Genomic DNA, 22980 nt, shown 5'->3' with positions numbered 1-22980 from the left:
GTTGAAGGTGTGGTATAAAAGTCTTATGTTTTCTAAACGCGCTATTACCATTTTTGCGGCTGCTATCGTAACTGCTTTAGCGCTGGGCGCGTTTAGTGCTTGTGAGCCGCAGGGTAAAGCTGTGGGGAATACTGGTCGCGTTGGAGACATAATTCACGATGGTGTGGATATTGACGATATTCATCTACTTGTAATTGGTTCAAAATTAGCTGCGCTTGATGACGAAGTTATGAAGCATTGTAAAACGTCAAAATTGAGTGCCTCTTATGTGCCGATATCAAATGTTGCTAATCCTAACGAAGCTGCTCAGCAAGCTATTCGCGCTGCAAGCGAGCAGCCTGTTTCATTAATACTTATAGACGCGCTCGACGTAACAGGCGTTGACGATCCGCATAATGCTAATAATCAATCAAATATAAAAGAGAATAACAAGCTTAATAACAGCGCTCGCAATAAACAAAACGAAAGCAAAGCATGGATTTCTGCGCTGCAATACGCGCGTTACGCTGGAGTGCCAGTTGCGTTAATAAATCCTGTAAAGGCGCCAAAAGACGCAACCTTATACGCTGCTACTTTGTATTTTGATGGCGATGGAAGTGGAATCGGCAAAAATATTCATGAATCTGATTTATCAAAAAATAGCGAATCTTTAAATAATAAAAAAAAGAAATCCAAATTTGAGCGTTCGTCTTTGCTAAGCATTGTTCGCGCAATAATTGACAATACGCCACACGGTAGGGAAGTGATTATAAATGACAAGTAATAAACAAAATGCGATAGCGTCTACAGAAAGCAGCAAAAATAACGCTATTGCAGCGCTTCCTAAAGTAGAAGTTTTTGGTTTGAGTGACGAAGAGGTTACAGCAGCAGTTTCTCGCGGAGACGTGAATATTACTTCTAAGCAGACTTCTCGTTCTTTAATGGATATTGTGCGCGCGAACGTGTTTACATTGTTTAACGCGATTATTTTCACAGCAATGGTTGTCGTGCTTGCAACTGGTTCGTGGAAGGATGCTGTTTTTGGTGTAGTAATTCTGGTAAATACTGGAATTGGCATTGTGACTGAATTAAAAGCAAAGCGCACTTTGGATAGGCTTTCTATATTGGTTGCTGCTCGCGCAATGGTGCGTAGAGGTGGAGAAAATATTGAGATTGCGCACAAAGATATTGTTCTTGGGGATGTTTTGTGGCTTAGAGCTGGCGAGCAGGTTCCAGCGGACGTAGAAGTGCTGGAATCGTGGGGCTTGGAAATGGACGAGTCCATGCTTACGGGCGAGTCTGCTACAGTTCGAAAAGCAAAAGGTGACGACGTTTATTCCGGATCTACTGCAGTTTCTGGAATGGCTTTAACGCGTGTTACTGCCGTAGGAGAGCACAGTTATGCTGCAAAATTGGCAGCGCAAGCGAAAGTTTATACCAAAACAATTTCCGACTTAAGCCGTGGAATTAACACGATTTTGAAGTATATGACGATGGTTGTGGTGCCTTTGTGTGTGCTGCTTGTGTGGTCGCAAATGCACAAGGCTGGCGGATTCGTTGAAGCTTGGCAAACTGGTGCTTGGAGAGGAGCTGTTGTTTCTGCTGTTGCAGGCGTTGTTGGCATGATTCCAGAGGGCTTGGTTCTTCTTACTTCGCTTAATTTTGCTGTGGCTGCTATGCGACTTGCGCGTAAGCAAACGTTAGTTCAGGAGTTGGAATCTGTAGAAACTTTAGCGCGTGTAGACTGCTTGAACTTGGACAAAACTGGCACTATAACCGACGGTGGTATTGCATTCGTTGGTGTAGAAAATCTAGATAATAGTAGTGCCGAAATATCTTTGCAAACTAACTTGCAAACTAACTTACAGACAAACTTGCAAACCAACCAAGCTTTATTTGACTTATCTAATGAAGAAAATCCGAACGCAACAGGTGTTGCGATTATGGAAGGGCTTGGTGCTCAAGGAGTTGCAGCTAGCGCGCATGTATCTAACCGTCTTCCATTCTCTTCTGCTAGAAAGTGGAGTGCTGTGCAATATGTACAAAGCAGTGGAGAGCGTGCAACTTGGTATATGGGTGCTCCGGAAGTGTTGCTCAGCGCGATTAATTATGCAAATACTAATGAACTTTTAGCGAAAGTTAATTCTTATGCGGAGCAAGGCGAGCGCGTGCTGCTGCTTGCAAAAGTAAGTAGTGAAAGTAGTGCTGTAAGTAGCGAAAGTAGCGGAGTAAGTAACGTCGATAGTAGCAGCGTAAGTAGCGTAACAGAAACAGATAAAACTTTTGGAGATTCTCCTACTGTTTGCGCAAACGCTCAGCCTGTTGCTTTAGTTCGCTGCTCTGAGCGTATTCGTGACGATGCTCGCAAAACGCTCGAATGGTTCCGTGAGCAGGGTGTGCGCTGCCGTGTAATTTCGGGAGATAATCCTACAACTGTTGCTGCTGTTGCTGCAAAAGTTGGCTTAACAGGAGATCGCAAGCCTGTTGCAATGGACGCTAGAAAACTGCCAGAAGATATTAACGAATTGGCTAAAGTGCTTGAAAATGTGGATGTGCTTGGGCGTGTGCTTCCTCATCAAAAGAAAGCGATTGTTCAGGCACTTCACACTCAAGGTCATGTGGTTGCTATGACTGGTGATGGCGTGAACGATACTTTGGCTCTTAAAGAAGCTGATTTGGGCGTTGCTATGGGCAATGCTGCTCCTGCTGCAAAAGCTGTAGCTCAAGTGGTTCTTGTCGATTCGCGCTTCTCGCATTTGCCGGATGTTGTGGCTCGCGGTAGGCAAGTGATGGCAAATATGGAACGCGTGGCTGGATTGTTCCTTGTAAAAACTGTTTATTCTGCGCTTATTTCTGCAGGAGTTGTGCTTCTAGCGTTGCACTTCCCGTATTTGCCTCGTCACATTACTTATATTGGTTCTTTAACTATTGGTATTCCAGCATTTTTGCTCGCTTTAGCACCTAATACTCGTAGATACATTCCAGGTTTCTTGAAGCGAGTTGTTCGTTTTGCTGTTCCTAGCGGATTTGCTATAGCAGCTTCTGTGCTAGCGACTGCTGTTATTGCTCCGCGAGTTTTGGGATTAAATCTTGACGATGTTGTTGCAAATAATTTGATAGCATCTCGTTTTATTGTTTCAAACGTGCAAGCTTTGGCAACTACTCGCAGTATTTGTTCCGTAATCGTATTTGTTCTTGGCATACTCGTGCTTGCAAGCGTTGCCAAGCCGTTGCGCTCGTGGAGAGGAATTATGGTTGCGCTATTTGCTGCAGCTGGAGTTGCTGGAGCTTTTATACCGTTTACTGCAAAGTTCTTCGAAATTCACGTGCCAACTGCAGGAAGCGCGTTTATTGTAATGCTTATAGCTGTTGTTTTAGCTGCAATCCTCTGGTTTGTGTGTGTGAGTTTAGCAAACTTGTTATCTAAACAAAGTAAGAAGTGAACAATCTAACATATTTCTAATGTAATTAGTGTGTCGACGTGAGCTTAATGATGCTTACAATAGATATGTGTTTAGTATTTTAGAGATGTTTTCAGTTGGGGTTGGTCCTAGTTCTTCACATACAGTAGGTCCTATGCGAGCTGCGTGTTCGTTTGTTTCATCGCTTAAAAAAAGTGGTAGTCTTGCAAACGTTGCGCATGTAAGTGTGACTCTTTACGGATCACTGTCTTTAACAGGTCTTGGTCATGGTACTGATCGCGCTTGCGTTGCAGGTCTTGAAGGAAATCTTCCAGATAATGTAGACACTGATCATATGCTTACTATTCGTCAGGAATGCAAAAAAACTGGCACTTTAACGCTCGCAGGTGAGCATACTATTGCTTTTGATTACGATAAGGACGTAATTTTTGAAAAATGGATGCGAATGGTTGTTCATCCTAATGGAATGCGTTTTGTTGCAACTGATTCTGACGGCAATAAAATCGATGAGCAAGTTTGGTATTCAATTGGCGGCGGATTTATTCGTCAAGGGTGTGCAGATGATGCAATGGTTGGCTTGCATGAGCGTGTTACTGAGCAAGATGAAAATAATGCTAGTAAGAATGGTGTAAGCGAGAATAATAGCGAAAATAATAGCGAAAGTATAAGTAATAACGAAAGTAATAACGGAAATAGTAGCGATAATACTGCAAACTCTTCAAATCAAACAAAAGATTCCACTGTACCTTATCCTTTTACTTCATGCGACGAGCTTATAAATATTTGCCGAGAAAAGCATATGTCAATAAGCGATGTTGTGTGGCAAAACGAGCTTGCATTGCATGAAGGCGATGCTGACTACGTGCGTAACTATTTGCTGCATGTTTGGAAAGTTATGAGTAAATGTGTAGAAAACGGATGCAACTCAAAGCAACCGATTTTGCCAGGAGGTCTTGATGTGCCTCGCAGAGCTCCTCACATGTATGAGCGCTTAGCTGCAAATTCAGACATGCTTCGCAATAATCGTCGTCGTTCGGATGCTGCTTTAGAAAGTTCAGACTCTGCGTGGGTTAATCTTTTTGCGCTCGCTGTTAGTGAAGAAAATGCTGGTGGTGGGCGTATTGTTACTGCTCCAACGAATGGTTCTGCAGGAATTATTCCTGCAGTATTGCAATATTATTGGCGATTTGTTGATTCTGCTAATGAAGATGGGGTTGTGCGATTCTTGCTTGCTGCAGGTGCTGTTGGTTACTTATTTAAGCGAAATGCTTCAATTTCTGGAGCTGAAGTTGGTTGCCAAGGAGAAGTTGGTTCTGCTTGCTCGATGGCTGCTGCAGGATTGTGCGAAGTGTTGGGAGGAACCCCGGAACAGGTTGAAAATGCTGCAGAAATCGGTATAGAACACCATTTGGGATTAACTTGCGATCCTGTAGGCGGTTTGGTACAAATTCCTTGTATTGAGCGCAATGCTATGGCTGCAAATACTGCAATTAATGCCGTTCGAATGGCAATGCTTGGAGATGGCTCGCACATGGTAAGCCTTGACAAAGCGATTAAGACTATGAAAGAAACTGGTCATGACATGATGTCTAAATATCGCGAAACCTCAAAAGGCGGGCTAGCTGTAAACGTTGTTGAGTGCTAATTTGCTAATATTTTGCATTAATTCGCTGATGATGTGAGATTAATTTTTGCTAAGTTATACACAATGCGTATATTTCATGTACATACGTAACGTTTCAGTGCTAATCTAGGACAGGTTAATCTAGGAAGTGTTAGTCTAAACTGCATTTATTCGAATGTGCATTTACTTAAATGTACTATTTAAAATGCGCTGCTTTAGTAATGCAGGATGGTTAAAAGCTGTCTGTGTAGATGTTATACTGTTCAGATTATACTGTTTGGAGTTTGTAAAGGAGGAAATATGGCACAAGATATGCCAGAAGTGATTGCAGAATTTGGCACTACGCCAACGGTGACGTTCCCTGAATCTGAACCGCCAGCAGGTCTTAAAGTTGTTGAATTAGTTGAGGGTAATGGTCCTGTAGTTCGTGCCGGTGACACTGTAACTGTGAATTATCATGGTGTGGTTTGGGGTAGCGACAAGCCATTTGATTCAAGCTTTGCTCGTCATACTCCAGCTAGTTTTGGTATTGGTGTCGGTCAAGTGATTCAGGGCTGGGACCGCACTGTTCCAGGTCATAATGTTGGGTCTCGTTTGTTGATTTCTATTCCTCCAGAGTATGGTTATGGCTCTCGTGGCATACCTCAAGCCGGTATTGGCGGCGGAGACACTTTGGTATTTGTTGTTGATATTATTTCAACTCGTTGATATAAGAGCGTGAATTTTATTTGCGCGCGAATAGTTTTTATTTTTAGAGATTGTTGGATAAGGAGGTAGCAATGGCTGAAGAAAAAACTATTTTACTTACGCAGGAAGCGTATGACAAACTAAAAGAAGAGTTAGCACATCGTGAAGGTGAGTATCGAGAAGAAATCACTGAGCGTATTGCTGCAGCTCGTGCTGAAGGCGATTTGTCTGAAAATGGTGGTTATCAGGCTGCTCGCGAGGAGCAAGGAAAGAATGAAGGTCGCATTAATGAGCTTATTGTAAAGCTTCGTAATGCGAAGATTCTTGAAGCTCCGAAGGATGGCACTGTTGGCAATGGTTCTTTGGTTACTCTTGAGCTTGCAGGTCGAGAAATGACTTATGTTCTTGGTTCTCGCGATATTGCTGTAGCTACAGATTATGACGTTATTAGCCCAGAATCTCCAATTGGAGCAGCTATTATGGGTGCTCATACTGGTGATACTGTTAGCTATGCGGCTCCAAATGGACGTGAGATTTCAGTGACAATTAAGGATTCACATCCACTTGCGTAAGTTGTGTAAGTTGCGAAGTTGCGTAAGTTGTGTAACTTGCGAAGTTGCGTAAGTTACATGATTTTCATAATCTGCATAAGTTGATTTTATAAATATTATTCTCCCCACTTAGTCCATATTTTGAAATAAGTGGGGAGAATATTTTTTTGAGGGGTTGGTGGATAAGTTTTATATTTTTCGCAAAACTGTAACAACTTTTCCCATAATAGTTGCGTGTGATCCGTCAATAGGAGAGTAAGCCGGATTATGTGGAATAAGCCATACGTGACCGTGGTCATTTCTGAAAGTTTTAACAGTCGCTTCGTTATCTAGCAGTGCTGCAACAATGTCTCCATTTACAGCCTCATGCTGCTCTCTAACTACTACATAATCGCCATCGCAAATAGCGGCGTCAATCATAGAATCGCCGTGTACTTCAAGCATAAAAAGATTTCCTGTACCTGTAAGACGTTCTGGCAATCGCATCACATCTTCAATATGCTGTTCTGCTGTTATTGGAGCTCCTGCTGCAATTCTTCCAACTAGAGGAACATCTCTAGAATTTATAACAGAATCAGATTCGTATGCGCTAATATTGGCAACTCTCGAAGAATTTTCATTAATTTTGTTATTTGAATTGCTTTCAACAATTGAATTATCAAGAATTTCAATAGCGCGACCTTTATTTGCATTAATTCGCAAAATCCCTTTATCTTCAAGTGTTCGCAATTGATGTTTCACAGAAGATGGGCTTCTAAGTCCAACCGCTTCTCCAATTTCGCGGAAAGAAGGAGGGAATCCATGAATTTTTATATTGTTTTGGATGGCATTGATAATATTGCGTTGGCGGTCAGTAAGTGACATTGCGTTAATATCGCTAGCATTAATGCCATTGTTATCGTTATTTGTGCCATCGTTATTCATGGTGCTCCTTTCGCTTTTACTATTTTAACGCACTTTCTTAAAAAAATCAAACATCTGTTCGACACGCCGTTGCAACTATCGAACAAATGTGTCATTATTAATACACCTGTTCGATAGAACAAATGTTCAGTCGATTAAGGAAGGAGAAAGGACAGTTATGAGTACATCATTAATTAGAAGTGGCAGGGAAGTTAGAGTAGGTATGCAAGAAAATACTTATTTGATTCGTAAACGCTGCGTTTCTAATAAGCATGCGCGCAAAACTAGAGTTTTTCGTGTAGCTGTACTTTTGATGACAGCAATAACATTCTGTACATTGTTTATGCCAAAGACTGCTGTTTCTGCGATACCTGAAAGAGTTGTTACATATACAGTTCGTCCTGGAGATACGTTATGGAATTATGCTGCTACTATTACTCCTAAAAACGGTGATATATCAGATAATGTAGAGCGTTTAATGGCTTTAAATCATCTTTCTTCTGAAGATTTGGTAATCGGACAGTCTATTAATGTTCCATTAAATGATGCTCAATAGTTGATTGAGCGCAAATACTATAAAAATGGGGGAAATATGAGAAGGGAAAATATTACTATATTTGAAATTGAAACTGATGAGCTAAGTTTTATTGAAAATGATGATGTAATATTCAGTGTGTTTTATGGAGTATTTCGGATTATGGACAATAAAATCGTATAATATTCGGAAATATTTGAATAAAGTGAATAATATTATGTAGTTTTTCGCTATTTTTTAGTATGCTGAATATATGCATTGTCCTTTTTGTAAGAATTCTGATACGAAAGTTATAGATACTCGTATCAGTGAAGATGGTTACTCTATTCGCCGTAGACGTGAATGCCAAGTTTGTGGTAATCGATTTACTACAGTAGAAACAACTCAGTTGCTTGTAATGAAGCGTTCAGGCTCTATTGAACCTTTTGATCGAGCAAAAGTTGTTGCTGGTGTTAGTAAAGCATGTCAAGGACGTCCTATTAATGCTGAAGCGTTAAAGACTATTGGTATGCGAGTAGAAGCTGATTTGCGAGCACGAGGTTTAGCGCAAGTTACATCTGAAGAAGTTGGCAAAGCTATTCTTAAGCCATTGCGTGAATTAGATGAAGTTGCATATCTTCGTTTTGCAAGTGTGTACCAAAACTTCACAGGTCTTGAAGATTTTGAACATGCAATTGAAGATTTAAAGCGCAGTAAAACAGAAGAATAATAATTTTATTGATTATTGTTACAGAATATCTATTTACTGCGCTTTTGCATTATTTTGAGTTCTAGTTCTCAAAATTTGCGTCATCTTTAGTGCGTATTATATGCAATTTTTGAGTTGGTCTAGTCATTGCAACATATAGATTGGCTGCAGCAGCTAGTCTAGATGCAGCTTCCTGCTCAATTTGAGAAGGTTGCAACACTATGACAGCGTCATATTCAAGACCTTTTACTTCCTCAGCTGTGCAAACGCTGCATTGACAATCATCGGCATTTTGTTTGCTTAACTGATTCCATAATTTTTCAGGTAATGCATGTTCTAATGCTTGGTTTACAACCTTTTTAGCATGGCTAACCATGCTGTTAGGAGTAATGATTGCAATACGACCACTACCATCATCAGAGACAAATTTTTCGAATAGTTTTGTACAAGATTCTGCAAGTGCAGTATCGAGTTCATCCTGTGATTCAACCGTTTGCGATACGAGTGAATCAGGTACTGAGCGAACTGCATGAACAGTAGAAATGTATAATCCTGAATCTGTTGCAACTTTGCTTGCTGCTTCAGAAACTTCACTAGGATTTCGATAATTAATTGTTAACTCGTAAAGATCCCAATTTGGTTCTCCAAATAGAGAATTCATATTCTTCTGCCATCTGTGAGTTCCTCCGAGCGCAGAAGTCTGTGCAACATCGCCAACAATAGTAAAGGAGCGTGAAGGACAACGACGAATAAGCATTCTCCAATCCATTGCTGTAAGCTCTTGAGCTTCATCGACAACTACGTGACCATATGTCCACTCGCGGTCAGAAGCTGCTTTACGGGCAAGCATTCCTGCATCGTCGCCTTGCAGATTATCAAGAAGCATATCGGCAGTTACTATGCCATTTCCAATACCAGCTTGTGCTAAAGTGTCAGCTGCAAATTGCTGTTCTTCAAGTTTTTTTGCTTGTGCTGCAGATCTTTGAGCGTCAAGTTTTGGATCAGGACCGAGCAATTCCATAGCTTCATCAAGTAATGGAATATCAGAACGAGTAAGCGGGCTGCCCTTTGGCCTAGTAAGTGAGTTAATGTCTTCGTCGCTTAACCAAGGTGCATATGTACGTAATTTGTCAGGTTTAGCAAAAAGTTGGTCAATGAGCCATTCTCCAGTCATAGGTAACCATGCAAGATTTAAAGTAATGCGCAGTTTATCGTCAAGACGAAGTTGAGAAGTTATATCGTTTAATTCAGCTTGATCTGGAACATAATCAAGTTTTTCCAAATAACGATTTTTCAATATGCTGAGCACGGTTTTTATAAAAGTATTTCGTGCCTGATTATGCGGCTGGTGAGTTCGTTGAGCATCTGATTGAGCTATCTCAATATCTTCTTTTAGAAGAGGAATACTAAATCCTCCAACATGAATTGTTGGAAGATTTTTAGGAACGCGAATACGAGCGGCAATTGCATTCGCAATAACTGTTCGCATACGATACATTCCTTTTAATTTTGCTGCGTATGGAGAATCTTCATCTGTAGCACAAATTCCAGGAATTAAGTCGGAAATAGTTCTACTTACTACACCTGTTTCACCAAGAGAAGGGAGTACTTGATCAATATAACGCAAGAATGCCGAACTTGGACCAACAATAAGAACTCCTGAACGCTCAAGTTTGCGCCTGTGAGTATATAACAAATAAGCTGCTCTGTGCAAAGCAACAGCTGTTTTTCCTGTGCCAGGACCTCCCTGTACAACAATAGTGTGATCAAGAGGAGCGCGAATAATTCGATCTTGTTCTGCTTGAATAGTTGCAACAATATCAGTCATTTTGCCGGTTCTGCGAGAACCTAAAGATGCGAGCAGTGCTCCTTCGCCAGTAAGAGTACCTTGTTGTGAAGCTTTTCCTATTTCATCAGAATGTATGTCAAGTACTTCATCTTCAACACCAATAACGTCTCTGAAACGGAGTGTAATATGACGACGCATAACAATATCGCCATGATGCGAAGGGGTTGCCTCATAAAAAGGCCGTGCAGCTTCAGCGCGCCAATCTGTAAGAATAGGATCATGGTTTTCGCTAAGCAAACCAATGCGACCAATGTATCGCCTAATGCCTTCTGTGTTATCAAGCCTTCCAAAAACAAGACGATCTTCAACAGCTCGTAATTGTGTAAGACGATCTTCGTACATGGTTGCGAATGAGTCGCGCTCTGTGCGCTGTGTTGGTGAACCGTGCGAACCTGACGCGCGCACAGCGTCTAAGCGCGCGCGAATAGTATTACGCAAATCATCTAGACGGCTATAAGCTCGGTCAACAGCTTGTTGTTCTTCGCCAAGTTGTGAGGAATAGGTAGACATACGCATCCATTCTTCGTAAAATACCGCAACCAATTGTGCCAAAAATTAGGCATTTAAGTATACCTCGACGCTTATACACCGAGATTGTATTCCTATGTCGATCTAACGAATATTATTTGCGAGGATCTCCGAACCATGCAGAGTAAATCAATGAAAAATTGCGATTTCCATATGCTGAGCACGAATTTCCTTCGCCGTATCCAGCTTTTAACGATTCTATATTTGGCTGATAAGGAGTATAAATATAAAGCAATGCAGTAGCCTTATTTTCGATATAAACATTGCTAGATCCACATGATTTATTTGGAGAATATTGAATTGTGTTAATCGTGTTAGGGTGGTAGTTATATTGATCGTTATGAAGAAGATAATATCTATATCTTCTTGCAGAACCAATTACTTGTTTAAAGAATCCTGCAAAACGTGGGTTGCAATGAGAATCATCTGGACAATCTAATCCCATAGCTGATTTGTATTGGAAATCGCTAGGATCAGTGTCTGTTACAAGATGTTGTTCTTTTTGCAGCATTGTAAGTAATACTCGTTGACTGATATGACATGCTTTTGCTGATTTGTATATTATGTCTGCAGAAGATTCTTTGCTTACACCTTGATACTTTGAACATAGTGAATCGGCAGGAATAGTGTGAGTATTAAAGTACGCATTTTTTAAGCAATTTTTACCAGTGCATTTTGCTCCTTTTTTGCGTATAAAATTGCGTACTTCATCTTTACTCATTGCATTATCGTCAAAAAATTGAGAATCAGAAATAATATTGCCTGGATTAAAATCAAAGCGTGACACAAGTTGTTCTTGTTTGTTGCGAAGATCAGAAACAGTCTGTTCCCAACGTATCCACTGAACAACAGGAATGATAATAGCAATGCCTATGACAGCAATAATAATGTTTCGTAAAATTTTATTGGAGTAAAACTTATGCTTTAATGAACTGTTGTTTTTATTGTGATGAGTACCACTATTATGTTCACTATTTAGGTTGACATGAATAGAATCATGTTTCTTTCTTCTCTGCACCATGTTTCCTCCTACTTAGCTTGTTACATTATAAGTGATATGCGAATCATTTTATTATTATGATTATTTTTTAAAATTGTTCCTAACTTTTATTGTTGATTGTAACTATCAAACTGTAGAATTATCCGATTGAGTAGCTACGCGCGAAGAATTTGTTGCGATTAACTTAGATTGTTATGGCAGATTGATTTATTTGCAGTAGTTTTCTGCATAAATATTGGAATTATTAGGCTGTGGCAGGGGAGTAAGACGGTGATGATTGGGACTAAACGAATTGATTGTTCTTCTGTGGATCCTTATGATGACCCAGAAATGCGCGATAAGGTTGCTGTTCGTGCGTTAATACTACTGCTTATTACATTTGTTATTAGCACTTTGTGCTTGCAAGGTTTCAATCTTGTTTATAAACAAGTTGGTATAGATGTGAAAGCTGTCGATCAAGCGCCTCTTATAACTGGTTTACCTGGTATTATTTTAGGAATTGTATGCTTTATTTATGGTTCTTTAGGCGACTTTGTGTCATTAAAAAAGCTTGTAACTATTGGATTAACATCTTTGTTTATAGGCTCAGTTTTTGGATTTGTAGCTAATTCTTGCTTTGAGCCAAATTTGTGGACAGTTATTGCTGCTCGTATTATGCAAACAACTGGTGAACAAGTAGCAGGTTCATCATTCTTAGTAATTGCAACAAAATATTTGCGAAATGATTTGAAAGTTATCTTCTTCGGATTATTTACAGCATCGTACCAGCTTTCTGCGTGTATTGGAGTGTTTTCAGCAGGATTGTTAAGCTCTATTGCTTGGCAATATTTATTCTTAATTCCAGCATTAACTATTCTAATATTGCCGTCATTATTGCATTATTTGCCAACAAAAAATGGCAACGGTAAAAAAATTGATGTTGTTGGTTTTACAGTCTTTGGATTTGCTGTTGCGTCTCTTACATTGTTCATTTCATACGGAAACTTGTTGATGTTTATTTCAGCAATTATATTGTTTATAATTTTTGGTATTTACATTAGTAAAGCTAAAGAGCCGTTTGTTACGCCAGCTTTCTTTAAAAATATTCGTTGGCTTTCTGGCATAATTTTGATGGGCATAATATACTTCACAAATTATTGCATAAGCCCACTGTTCAATAGAGTTGGAAAAACTTTATATAACATGACTACTTCACAAGTAGCTTCTTATTTAGTTTGGGCTTTTATTGTTGCTGCAATATTCGGTTCATGCTCAGGCTTAATAATTAGTCGTATAGGAAGGAAAACGAGTTTACTATTAGCAATATTGTTTATACTTTGCGGATGGATTGGTATTGCAGTATTAATAAATTCTGGATTCTTAGCTATAGCTTTATGTGCATGCGTTTATTATGCAGGTTGTGGAATGGTGTATTCTCCACTTGCTTCAACAATTCTTTCGTCTCTTCCAGTTGAAGAATCTGGCAGAGGGTGCGGAATGAATGATTTAGCTATTAGTGTTTCTGCGTCTGTTGGTGTAGTAATTTTTGACGGAATATTAGATAAAAACATGTTGAATGGAGATTCTATAACAGGTGCTTCTGGTATTTCGTCTGGATTTGCAAACATATCTCTTATGTGTGCTGCTGTTGCATTATTAGGAATTATCGTATTTACATTCAGAAACTTTATTACTAAAGAAAGCAATGCAATCGAAGTAGACGAAGATCAAGAATAAGGCCAAAAATAATAGTAAAAGCAAAAATCAAAAGCATAGAATTATAATCGACAATAGCTTAACAACATTGCAAATAAAGTTTGCTTGCAACATTATGAGCAATATTGTTTACAACATTGCAATCGCTAAGAAAAATATATGCATATATGCGAAACAGCTTTTACTTTCCGTCAATTATCTTTCTCATGCGTTGTATGCTAATCGGATATGCAGTTCCCAATTCTTGCGCCCAAAGAGACACATAGAATTCTTCGCACATCCAACGTAATTTCTCAGCGATTATTTGTGACTCGTCATGAGCTGGTCCCGCTGGGATTTTCTGAGCGTCTTCTTGAGATTTTACTACAAGCTTATGTGCTTCATCTGCTTGCCAAGCCCAACGCACGTCACGGTTTTTATCTGCTTTAGCTTTAGTAAGACGAATCACGTCTGCATGCAAGTAGCGTTCAATACGAGGTAGAGAATCAGATGGAGTTTTGGCAATAAATCCTTCGTATACAAGACTTGCAGTGTGTTCGCGTATTGATTGCAACACTGAAAGCAAGGGTAAATCAGCCTTGCCGGAAACAGTTTTACTAACTTCTGCATCACGCTTCAATATTGCGATCACATCGTGCGCTATATCGTATACTGTGTCCTCGTATATTTCAGATACGTTTGCAACAGTTTCGCGTAATAAATTATCATCAGTAATATTATCTGTGTTCGCAATTAGTCGTTTTACTGCAGCCATTTGCAAGTCTTCTGCTAAAGCATTAGAAGTTGAATAAGGTGCAGCTGCGAGCATTAAAGCTTCAGAACCAAGCCAGCGAGAAGTAATGCGCTTATTGTCTAAATGCAGCATATTTAATGCGCTTTGCCAAACCATTTGCGCGCGTGAAAGATTCGTAGCACCAGATTTGTGTAATAAATCTGCTCGTTCAATAACATGCCCAGCTTGTGCTGCTTTATTTGCTTTGATATTTACAACTTCTCGCGCAGATTCTTGTGCTTCTTTTGCAAAACGCTGTTGCAATGCAATTAATGATTTGTCGGTTCCAAGAATAGTAGGTTTTCCGCGATTAGAGTACTTGTTACGACCTGCAGGTTTATTGCGATTTTCGTTAGCTTTCCTCTCTTCAACACTAAACGTCATGCGCAAGTATGGCGAAAGTCTGCTTATTTGCTCGTCGTCGAAAACTTCAGGATGTATTTGCGCTCCAACTACACAAATTGCAGCTTTAGTGAAAACTTCTCTAAAATCTTGCCATTCGCTTTTTATATTTCTTTCTGTTTCTTCAACCCCAGGAAGTTCGTCGTAATGTTCGTCAATCCAAGAGCGAATTTTTTGAGCAGTGTCAGGAGCTGGAACAAACTGTACTCGTAAAGCTTTAGGCAAAGATTTAATCATGCCAATAATAAGCTCATCAAGCAAACCTGGAACATTCCAAGTAAATTCTTCAGGAGTTAAACGCGAAAGTGTGTGAAGAGGCACATGCACAGTTACGCCATCCAAAGGATTAGCTGGATCATACACATAACTTAAACGCAACCTTATAATCTGACCGTCTGTACCAACTGTATTCCAATGGTCAGGATAGTCAGCTAAATCAGTGCTTTGTGTAGTTTGTAAACGTTCAACTTCATCGGGATTAAAGTCTAACTTGTGTGGATCTTCTTCGCGGTTATCTTTCCACCATTTTGCAAGAGCTGCAATAGTAGTTGATTCTTGAGGAATACGAGTGTCATAAAAAGTAAATAAATCCTCGTCATTTACAGTTTCGCTTATTTGACGAGTGCGATTTGCTTGATTATCTGCATCTTCAAGCACATTGTGATTATTTAAAATAAACTCATCGTGTGCAAAACGTTGTTGCACGTCTGCTTCAACTAAGCCTTGACGAATCATAATCATTCGAGCTTCGTAAGGATTAACTCTAGACCATTGAACCGTGCGATCTTGAACAATAGGCAATCCGTATAGTAATACTTTAGATTTTGCTACAGCAGCACCTTTAGAAGCGCTCCAATGAGCGTCAGAATACGTGATTCTAGTAAGATTTTTAGCAAGAGGCTCAGCCCAAGCAGGATCGATTTGCGCGCAATATCTTGCCCAAAGTCTAGAAGTTTCAACTAATTGCGTACACATAACCCATGAAGGAGTTGTTTTAGAAACAGATGAAGCTGGGAATATTGCGAATCTTCCTCCGCGCGCGCCTTGATAGTCGTTTTTAGCCATTTTTTGAGCGCGTTTCATAGCGCGAATTTTTGCTGATCCGTGCAAATTAGCAAAATCTGAAGCTTTCGGTTCGCGCACTACTTGCATTCCCAACATAGAAAGCAAGCCTGCAAGCATCGATGAGTGTATGCCTTGCGAATCCCAAGAACAGCACAAGCTGTGAGCAGCCTGCTGATTATTAGGAAGTTGACGAATTTCCAAAGATGGTCTTTTAGATGGAATAGGCTCGCCAACTTTATAATGCAACTCTTTACACAAGTCCTGAAGTTGATTAACTAAATCTTTCCACTGTTTTAAACGCAAAAAGTGGAAGAATTCCGCTTTACAAAGTTTGCGAAGAGCGTTATTACTCATATTCCCGTCTGCTTGGAAAATATAATCCCAAATATTTAAAGCAGTTAAGAAATCGCTTGTTTCATCCGCATAACGATTATGAAGTCTATCTGCTTCTTCACGCTGTTCTTCAGGGCGCTCGCGAGGATCTTGCAAACTCAAAAACGCAACAATTACAAGCACTGCAGCAAGAGTATTCGGAGTTGTTTTACGCGCTGCTTCAATAATCATGCGTCCTAAACGAATATCAATCGGCAATTTAGAAAGCTCACGGCCAATATGAGTTAAAGTTATGAAACCTGATTTTCTACTTATTGCGCCAAGCTCGTTAAGCTCATTAAAACCGTCGCTTACTGCTTTCATATCAGGAGGGTCAATAAAACCGAAATTCGTAATATCTTCGCCAGTTTTAGCAACGCCTACTGAAAGCATGTGTAATACTACTGCTCCAAGCGAAGTGCGAAGAATCTCGGGATCGGTAAAACGAGGGCGAGTTTCGTAATCTTCGCGCGAGTAAAGTCTAATAGCAATACCGTCAGCGATTCGTCCGCATCGTCCAGAACGCTGATCTGCGCTCGCTTGAGAAATTGGCTCTATAGGAAGCCTTTGCACTTTTGCAGACTTAGAATATCGGCTAATTCTCGCAAAACCAGGATCGACAACGTATCGAATCCCAGGAACAGTAAGCGAAGTTTCAGCAACGTTAGTAGCAATAACAATGCGTTGATGAGAGTGATGTTCAAATACGCGATGTTGATCTTTTGCAGAAAGACGCGCAAAAAGCGGCACTATTTCAATAGCGTCAACTCGCTTCATATCACTTGCTCGAGTGCCAAAATATGAGCGTAATCCTGATTCAAATTCGCGAATATCGCGCTCGCCGGAAGCGAAAACCATAATATCGCGCGCGCCTTGCTCGTGGCTTGAATGAATCACTAATTGAGCACATGCGCGTGTTACTGCAGATGTCATATCTTCATCTGCAATATCGTCTCGATTGCTTTCGCTTGATTGGCTTTCTGCAACAGTTTCCTCATCCATTGTTATGTCTGCAAAGCCGGGGACGTGTCGCATAAGTGAAGGCGCGGATCCAAGTGGCTCATAAAGCACTCGAACAGGGTACGTGCGTCCAGAAACTTCAATAACAGGAACTTTTATGTGTAAAGCTTGTTCGAAATGTTCACGGAATTTTGCAGAATCTATTGTTGCCGAAGTAATAATCAGCTTCAAATCGCGTCTTTGCGGAAGTAAAGTTGTTAAATATCCTAGTAAAAAGTCAATGTTAAGACTGCGCTCGTGTGCTTCGTCAATAATAATCGTGTCGTATTTAGTAAGAAGAGGATCTCGCTGAATCTGCGCAAGTAAAATACCATCCGTAACAATTCGAAGCTTTGTTTTAGGTGAACTTTCGTCGGTAAATCGCACTTGGTAGCCGATTTCTTCGCCCAGTTTTACTTCCATTTCGCTTGCGATTCGCTCAGCAACAGTGCGTGCAGCTAAACGGCGAGGCTGAGTGTGTACGATTTGCTTACCTCTTCCGCCTCTTCCAAGTTCAAGCGCCATTTTCGGGATTTGCGTAGTTTTACCGGAGCCGGTTTGTCCGGAAACAATCACGACTTGTGAAGACTTAATTGCTTCTATTATTTCGTCGTGTGCTGCGCAAATAGGAAGCTCAACAGGGTAGTCGAATTTCATAGTGTATATTTCTTTTCGTAAATTTTTTACTTTTTTGGTACTACTTTGGTACTATTTTGGTACTACTTTGGTACTTCTTTAGTACTTTTAGTATTTCTTTAGTTCTTACTTTTTATTACTTCTATAATTCGGTATCCTTTAGAGCTTGCATATTTTTCAACGTTGTAGTTTTCGCCAAGATTTTCAGCAAGCCAAGGAATAAGTGAGTCTGAGCCAAGATTTTTTTGCACAACTAAGTAAGATGCTCCTCCTACTTTTAAACGCGGAATCCAAGTCATCAAAATGTCGTGCAATATTTCTTTTCCAACGCGAATTGGGGGATTGGACCATATGAGATCAAAATTATTAAATTCCAAAGTATTATTTTCTTTTAAAGCGTCATCTACTAAAGAAGTGCGAATATGCTTTAAGCCAGCGTTTTTTGCGTTTAGTTCAGTAAGCTCTAGAGCTCGCTCATTTACATCTACAGCTACAATCTCAGCTTCTGGAGATTCTAAGCCCATTGCAATGCTTATAGGACCCCATCCGCATCCAATATCAAGGAATTTGCCATTTTCTGGTGGTTTTGGAGCATGTTTTAGTAGCACAGACGTGCCTAAATCAAGCTTAGAAGCACTAAATACTCCGTTTGAGACTTGTATAACAGTTTCATGATTTCTCAAAGTTACATGTAACGTTCTTCGCTCATCGCAAGATGATGGTGTTGCAGAAAAGTATTGTTCGCCACTGATTTTTTGCGCTTTTTCTGATTTTGGTGATTTGGTTTTATCGTATTGTTTAAATTGTTGATGACTTTCCATGATCTCGCTCAAAAATACCGTATTTCGTCTATAAACTTAAATTTATTAATATACTTTTTACCATTGTATCTTTATTTACATATCATACATATATATTGTGTTCATATATTGTCGTCTCAAGTCACCATAATAAGACAAACGTTGTAAAACGCTATTTACAATGAAATAGAGGAGGGAACAGTTGGCGGATAGTAATGTGGCATCCGGGCGAGATGATGTGCTTAATTCAAACGATTTTTCCTCCCTCGAAAATGATTCTACTAATATGAATGAGCATAATCTCACCAATAATGCAGTGCTTTATGCTCATTCGGATGTGCTTCTAGACACTACTTCAGACGGTGAAAAGCATGATGAAGCTTGGCAGGAGCGTGAATCTCGTAATGCTTTAAAGCGAGTAGCTGGTCTTGGCGAATTACAAGATGTTACAGAAGTTGAGTATAGAAAGCTTCGTCTTGAGCGCGTTGTGCTAGTAGGAGTGTGGTCTAGCGCAAAAGGAACTCTTGCTCAAGCTGAAGAATCGTTGCGTGAGCTTGCAGCGTTGGCGCAGACTGCTGGTGCTGTTGTTTGCGATGGCATGTTGCAACAAAGATATAGACCAGATGCTGCAACTTATGTTGGTTCAGGTAAAGCGCGTGAGCTTGCAGCGGTAGTTGCTCAACATGATGCAGATACGATTATTGTTGACGATGATTTACCACCTAGCCAGCGTAGAGCTTTAGAAGATGCAACCAAAGTTAAGGTTGTCGATCGCACTGCTGTTATTTTGGATATTTTTGCTCAGCATGCTACAAGCCGTGAAGGTAAAGCTCAAGTTGAGCTTGCTCAATTGCAATATATGCTTCCGCGATTAAGAGGCTGGGGTGCTGCTCTTTCTAGGCAGGCTGGTGGTAGAGCTGCAGGCGATGCTGGTATTGGTTCTAGAGGTCCTGGCGAAACTAAAATCGAAATGGATCGTCGAGCTATTCGAAATCGTATTTCTAAACTTCGCCACGATATTGCAAATATGGCACCTGCGCGCGATGTAAAACGTGGTTCTCGTAGACGACAAGATATTCCAACTGTAGCTGTTGTTGGATATACGAATGCTGGCAAGTCGTCTATTATCAATCGCCTTACTGGTTCACAAGAATTAGTAGAAAATGCACTGTTTGCAACTCTTGATACTGCAGTACGTCGTTCTCAAACTCAAGATGGTAGAAGCTATACCTTGGTAGATACTGTTGGTTTTGTTCGCAGACTTCCAACTCAATTAGTTGAAGCATTTAAATCCACTTTGGAAGAAGTTGGACAAGCAGATGTTATTTTGCATGTAGTTGACGGTTCGCATCCAGATCCTATTTCGCAAATTAATGCAGTAAACGAAGTTCTCGCTAATATTTCTGGTGTAGAAGATATACCTCAAATTATGGCATTGAATAAATCAGACATGATGAGTGATGCTGCGCGAGAACGTTTTTCTTCTCTCTATCCTGATGCCGTTATTGTTTCTGCATTTAGTGGCGAAAATTTGCAAATATTGCGCAATCGTTTAGAAGAATTGTTACCGTCACCTCGTGTTCGTGTAGATGTAACTTTGCCGTACGAGTTTGGTGGATTATTATCAAAAGTTCGTGAAAATGGTGTAGTTGAAAAAGCAGAATATGTAGATTCTGGGGTTGAACTTATTGCTTGGGTTGGACCATCGTTAGCTGCAAAACTTATGAAAGTAGCGTTGTAATAATAAATTCCGGTGGTGCGATTAGAGTAAAGGTGTTCATACCAAAAGCTCTTAATGTGAGAGCAGCCCTTAGTAATGCATAAATTAAGTATTTTTATGCGAGTAGGGTTTAATAGGTTGCCGAAAAGAGGTTTTTGCTCATGGTGAGTTCGCAGGTTAAGCCAACTAAGCTTGCAATTATTGGTGCCGGTGCAGTCGGATCTACTCTCGCTTTCGCTGCTGCTCAGCGTGGTGTTGCGCGTGAGATTGTGCTTGAAGATATTGCTAAGGAACGTGTTGAAGCTGAAGTTTTGGATATGCAGCATGGTTCTAGCTTCTATCCTGCAGTTTCTATTGCCGGTTCTGACGATGTAGAAATTTGCCGTGATGCTGACATGGTTGTGATTACTGCTGGCGCTCGCCAGAAGCCAGGTCAGACTCGTTTGGAGCTCGCAGGTGCAACTATCAACATCATGAAGTCAATCATTCCAAACGTTGTGAAGGTTGCTCCTAACGCAATTTATATGTTGATTACTAATCCTGTTGATGTTGTTACGCACGTTTCTATGAAGCTTTCTGGTCTTCCAGCAAACCAAATGTTTGGTTCTGGTACCAACCTTGATTCCGCTCGTCTTCGTTTCTTGATCGCTCAGCACACTGGCGTTAATGTTAAGAACGTTCACGCATACATTGCTGGCGAACACGGTGACTCTGAAGTTCCTCTGTGGGCTTCTGCAACCATCGGTGGTGTTCCAATGTGCGATTGGAACGCTCTTCCAGGTCATGAGCCACTTGATGCTGCTAAGCGTGAAGAGATCCATCAGGAAGTTGTTAACGCTGCTTACAAGATTATCAACGGTAAGGGTGCAACAAACTACGCTATTGCTATGTCTGGTGTAGATATTGTTGAGGCTGTTCTTCGCGACACTAACCGCATTCTTCCAGTGTCTTCTTTGCTTGATGACTTCCACGGCATTTCTGATGTGTGCATGTCTGTGCCAACATTGCTTAATCGCAATGGTGTAAACTCTCGTCTAAACACTCCAGTTTCTGATCGTGAGTTGGCTGCTTTGAAGCGTTCTGCTGAAACTTTGCGCGAAACTGCTGCTAAGTTTGGCTTCTAGTTTTAAAGAATAATTTATAAATTATTAAACCGCTTCTTCTCTTAATTGAGGAGGAGCGGTTTTCTTGTTCAAAACAACAACATGCATCGCAGAATTTTCTGTGAGTCCGATATATTATTACATTATGGCTGATTTTTCTAACATTCTTGCTACTCGTCCTGATTTTAATGACAGTGATCGTGAGTGGCTTCACCATTTGGTGGCAGATTGGCAGGTTATTGCAGATTTGAGTTTCGCAGATTTGCTGCTGATTATTCAAAATGGTGACGGTGATTATGTTGTTGCTGAACAATGTCGTCCTTCAACAGCTATTACTTTGCGTACTGATGATTTGTTAGGTAAAAAATTAGATGATTCTTTAGTGCCTGAGCTTAATGAGGCGATGAAATCTGAGACAAGTTTCCACTCTTCAACCTTACGCTCTATTGGTAGAGCTACCGTGTGCTACGTTTATGCTCCAGTTCGTCATAGGGGTAAAACTCTCGGATTGGTTATGCGCGAAACTAATTTGGCAACGCGTGAATCTAATGGTCGTTATGAAACCGAAAGCATTAATGCTGGTAAAACTTTATTTGACATGATTCCTCGTGAACAATTCCCATATCATGAATCTGTATTAAATCAGCGACATAATGCTCGAGTATCCGATGGTTTTATTGTGCTAGAAGACGATGGAATAGTTCGTTATGCTTCTCCTAATGCCATTAGTTGTTTCCGCAGACTTGGCGGATTAAACACTATGCAAGGTGAATATTTAAGCGAATTTGGCACTAGGCTGTTGCATACGAACGACAATGTTCCTGAAAGTTTACCTCTTGTACTAACTGGAAAAGCTGATGTGGATTGCGAACTTGAAGCGAACCATTCTATAGTTTCTATGCGCTCTTTGCCTCTGTGGGGGCCAAATAATCGTGTTGGAGCAGTAGTGTTATGCCGTGATGTTACTGAAGTTTTGCGGCGTGAGCAAGAATTGCGCACTAAGAATGCCACTATTTCTGAAATACACCATCGTGTAAAAAACAATTTACAGGCTGTTTCTGCTCTTTTGCGTTTGCAAGCTCGCAAAACAAAATCTATTGAAGTTAGAAAAGAACTTGAAGAAGCTCAACGTCGTGTGCAAACTATAGCACTAGTTCATGAAGGCTTAAGCCAAACTGCCGACGAAATTGTTGATTTTGACAAAGTTATTTCGAGTTTGTTGAAGATGTCAATTGAGTTGGCATCTCAGAATCAAAATATTGATATTGATTTTGTTGGAAAATTTGGCAGATTAGCAGCTCAGGATGCTACACCATTGTCTCTTGTTTTAACTGAGCTAGTGACGAATGCAGTTGAACATGGTTTTGAAGGTCGTGAAAAAGGTCATATTCGTATTGCAGTTGGTAGAGGCGGAGACAATCTTAATATTGTCGTTGAAGATGATGGAGATGGCATAGATAGCGAGTCTTCTCATGGAATGGCTAAACCATCTGGGTCTGGTCTTGGAACGCAAATCATAAACACATTTGTCACTAACGATTTTGGCGGCACAGTTCGTTGGTCTCCTCGAAGAGAGGGTGGAACTAGGGTAGTGTTAGATATTAAATTGCGCGTATCTGGTATTGAGTAGCTTTACGTAAAAATTGTTTT

General features: G+C 40.3%; 16 protein-coding genes. 11 read left to right on the top strand and 5 right to left on the bottom strand.

Annotated features, from left to right (window positions below; translation table 11 throughout):
* Positions 1 to 25 precede the first annotated feature (25 nt).
* The 5 genes from HXT34_RS03655 to HXT34_RS03635 all read left to right on the top strand — a co-directional run bounded on the left by HXT34_RS03655 (position 26) and on the right by HXT34_RS03635 (position 6284).
* A complete protein-coding gene (locus HXT34_RS03655) occupies positions 26 to 763 on the top strand; it encodes a hypothetical protein (RefSeq protein WP_415689376.1) in 738 nt (245 codons plus the stop codon).
* A complete protein-coding gene (locus HXT34_RS03650; protein WP_415689378.1) occupies positions 753 to 3422 on the top strand; it encodes an HAD-IC family P-type ATPase in 2670 nt (889 codons plus the stop codon). Before HXT34_RS03655 ends, HXT34_RS03650 begins: the two co-directional genes overlap by 11 nt.
* Positions 3423 to 3507: 85 nt before the next feature.
* Positions 3508 to 5046, top strand: a complete 1539-nt coding sequence (locus HXT34_RS03645; protein ID WP_415689380.1) for an L-serine ammonia-lyase — start codon at positions 3508 to 3510, stop codon at positions 5044 to 5046.
* A gap of 279 nt (positions 5047 to 5325) precedes the next feature.
* Positions 5326 to 5733, top strand: a complete 408-nt coding sequence (locus HXT34_RS03640) for an FKBP-type peptidyl-prolyl cis-trans isomerase (RefSeq protein WP_004107148.1) — start codon at positions 5326 to 5328, stop codon at positions 5731 to 5733.
* Positions 5734 to 5804: 71 nt separating this feature from the next.
* On the top strand, positions 5805 to 6284 hold the full coding sequence (locus HXT34_RS03635; protein ID WP_004107146.1) for a GreA/GreB family elongation factor: 480 nt from the start codon (positions 5805 to 5807) through the stop codon (positions 6282 to 6284).
* 168 nt (positions 6285 to 6452) lie between these two features.
* Here the strand turns inward: HXT34_RS03635 and lexA are convergent, their stop codons facing one another.
* Complete coding sequence (lexA, locus tag HXT34_RS03630; protein WP_415687808.1) at positions 6453 to 7127, bottom strand: transcriptional repressor LexA; 675 nt, start codon at positions 7125 to 7127, stop codon at positions 6453 to 6455.
* 217 nt (positions 7128 to 7344) lie between these two features.
* Here lexA and HXT34_RS03625 point away from each other — a divergent pair, with 217 nt between their 5' ends.
* Together HXT34_RS03625 and nrdR are read left to right on the top strand one after the other, a co-directional pair.
* A complete protein-coding gene (locus HXT34_RS03625; RefSeq protein ID WP_415686942.1) occupies positions 7345 to 7722 on the top strand; it encodes a LysM peptidoglycan-binding domain-containing protein in 378 nt (125 codons plus the stop codon).
* 232 nt (positions 7723 to 7954) lie between these two features.
* Positions 7955 to 8410: a transcriptional regulator NrdR gene (nrdR, locus tag HXT34_RS03620; RefSeq protein WP_004119918.1), complete on the top strand. Its 456-nt coding sequence runs from the start codon at positions 7955 to 7957 to the stop codon at positions 8408 to 8410.
* Positions 8411 to 8471: 61 nt separating this feature from the next.
* Here the strand turns inward: nrdR and HXT34_RS03615 are convergent, their stop codons facing one another.
* Together HXT34_RS03615 and HXT34_RS03610 are read right to left on the bottom strand one after the other, a co-directional pair.
* Positions 8472 to 10748: a HelD family protein gene (locus tag HXT34_RS03615; protein ID WP_421784407.1), complete on the bottom strand. Its 2277-nt coding sequence runs from the start codon at positions 10746 to 10748 to the stop codon at positions 8472 to 8474.
* A gap of 112 nt (positions 10749 to 10860) precedes the next feature.
* Positions 10861 to 11787 carry a hemagglutinin gene (locus HXT34_RS03610; protein ID WP_415687788.1) on the bottom strand — a complete coding sequence of 309 codons (927 nt, stop codon included), beginning with the start codon at positions 11785 to 11787 and terminating at the stop codon, positions 10861 to 10863.
* A gap of 252 nt (positions 11788 to 12039) precedes the next feature.
* On the opposite strand from HXT34_RS03610, the gene HXT34_RS03605 reads away from it, so the two are divergent.
* Positions 12040 to 13482, top strand: a complete 1443-nt coding sequence (locus tag HXT34_RS03605; RefSeq protein WP_415689384.1) for an MFS transporter — start codon at positions 12040 to 12042, stop codon at positions 13480 to 13482.
* 160 nt (positions 13483 to 13642) lie between these two features.
* Here HXT34_RS03605 and hrpA read toward each other — a convergent pair whose 3' ends face one another.
* Together hrpA and HXT34_RS03595 are read right to left on the bottom strand one after the other, a co-directional pair.
* Positions 13643 to 17728: an ATP-dependent RNA helicase HrpA gene (hrpA, locus tag HXT34_RS03600; protein WP_421784404.1), complete on the bottom strand. Its 4086-nt coding sequence runs from the start codon at positions 17726 to 17728 to the stop codon at positions 13643 to 13645.
* Between the two features lie 98 nt (positions 17729 to 17826).
* Positions 17827 to 18528: a class I SAM-dependent methyltransferase gene (locus HXT34_RS03595; RefSeq protein WP_421784402.1), complete on the bottom strand. Its 702-nt coding sequence runs from the start codon at positions 18526 to 18528 to the stop codon at positions 17827 to 17829.
* Positions 18529 to 18793: 265 nt separating this feature from the next.
* Here HXT34_RS03595 and hflX point away from each other — a divergent pair, with 265 nt between their 5' ends.
* The 3 genes from hflX to HXT34_RS03580 all read left to right on the top strand — a co-directional run bounded on the left by hflX (position 18794) and on the right by HXT34_RS03580 (position 22960).
* Positions 18794 to 20248: a GTPase HflX gene (gene hflX / locus HXT34_RS03590; RefSeq protein WP_421785447.1), complete on the top strand. Its 1455-nt coding sequence runs from the start codon at positions 18794 to 18796 to the stop codon at positions 20246 to 20248.
* A 140-nt stretch (positions 20249 to 20388) separates the two neighbouring features.
* The gene (locus tag HXT34_RS03585; protein ID WP_004107125.1) at positions 20389 to 21351 is read left to right on the top strand and encodes an L-lactate dehydrogenase; all 963 of its coding nucleotides are present in this window, start codon (positions 20389 to 20391) and stop codon (positions 21349 to 21351) included.
* A gap of 124 nt (positions 21352 to 21475) precedes the next feature.
* A complete protein-coding gene (locus HXT34_RS03580) occupies positions 21476 to 22960 on the top strand; it encodes a sensor histidine kinase (protein ID WP_415686937.1) in 1485 nt (494 codons plus the stop codon).
* The last annotated feature ends 20 nt before the right edge of the window (positions 22961 to 22980 follow it).

This window comes from Gardnerella sp. DNF00983 (genome assembly GCF_049244265.1).
Lineage (GTDB): Bacteria > Actinomycetota > Actinomycetes > Actinomycetales > Bifidobacteriaceae > Bifidobacterium > Bifidobacterium vaginale_J.
Note: the sequence above shows the minus strand (reverse complement) of the source record. Positions and strands in the feature narration are given on the sequence as shown.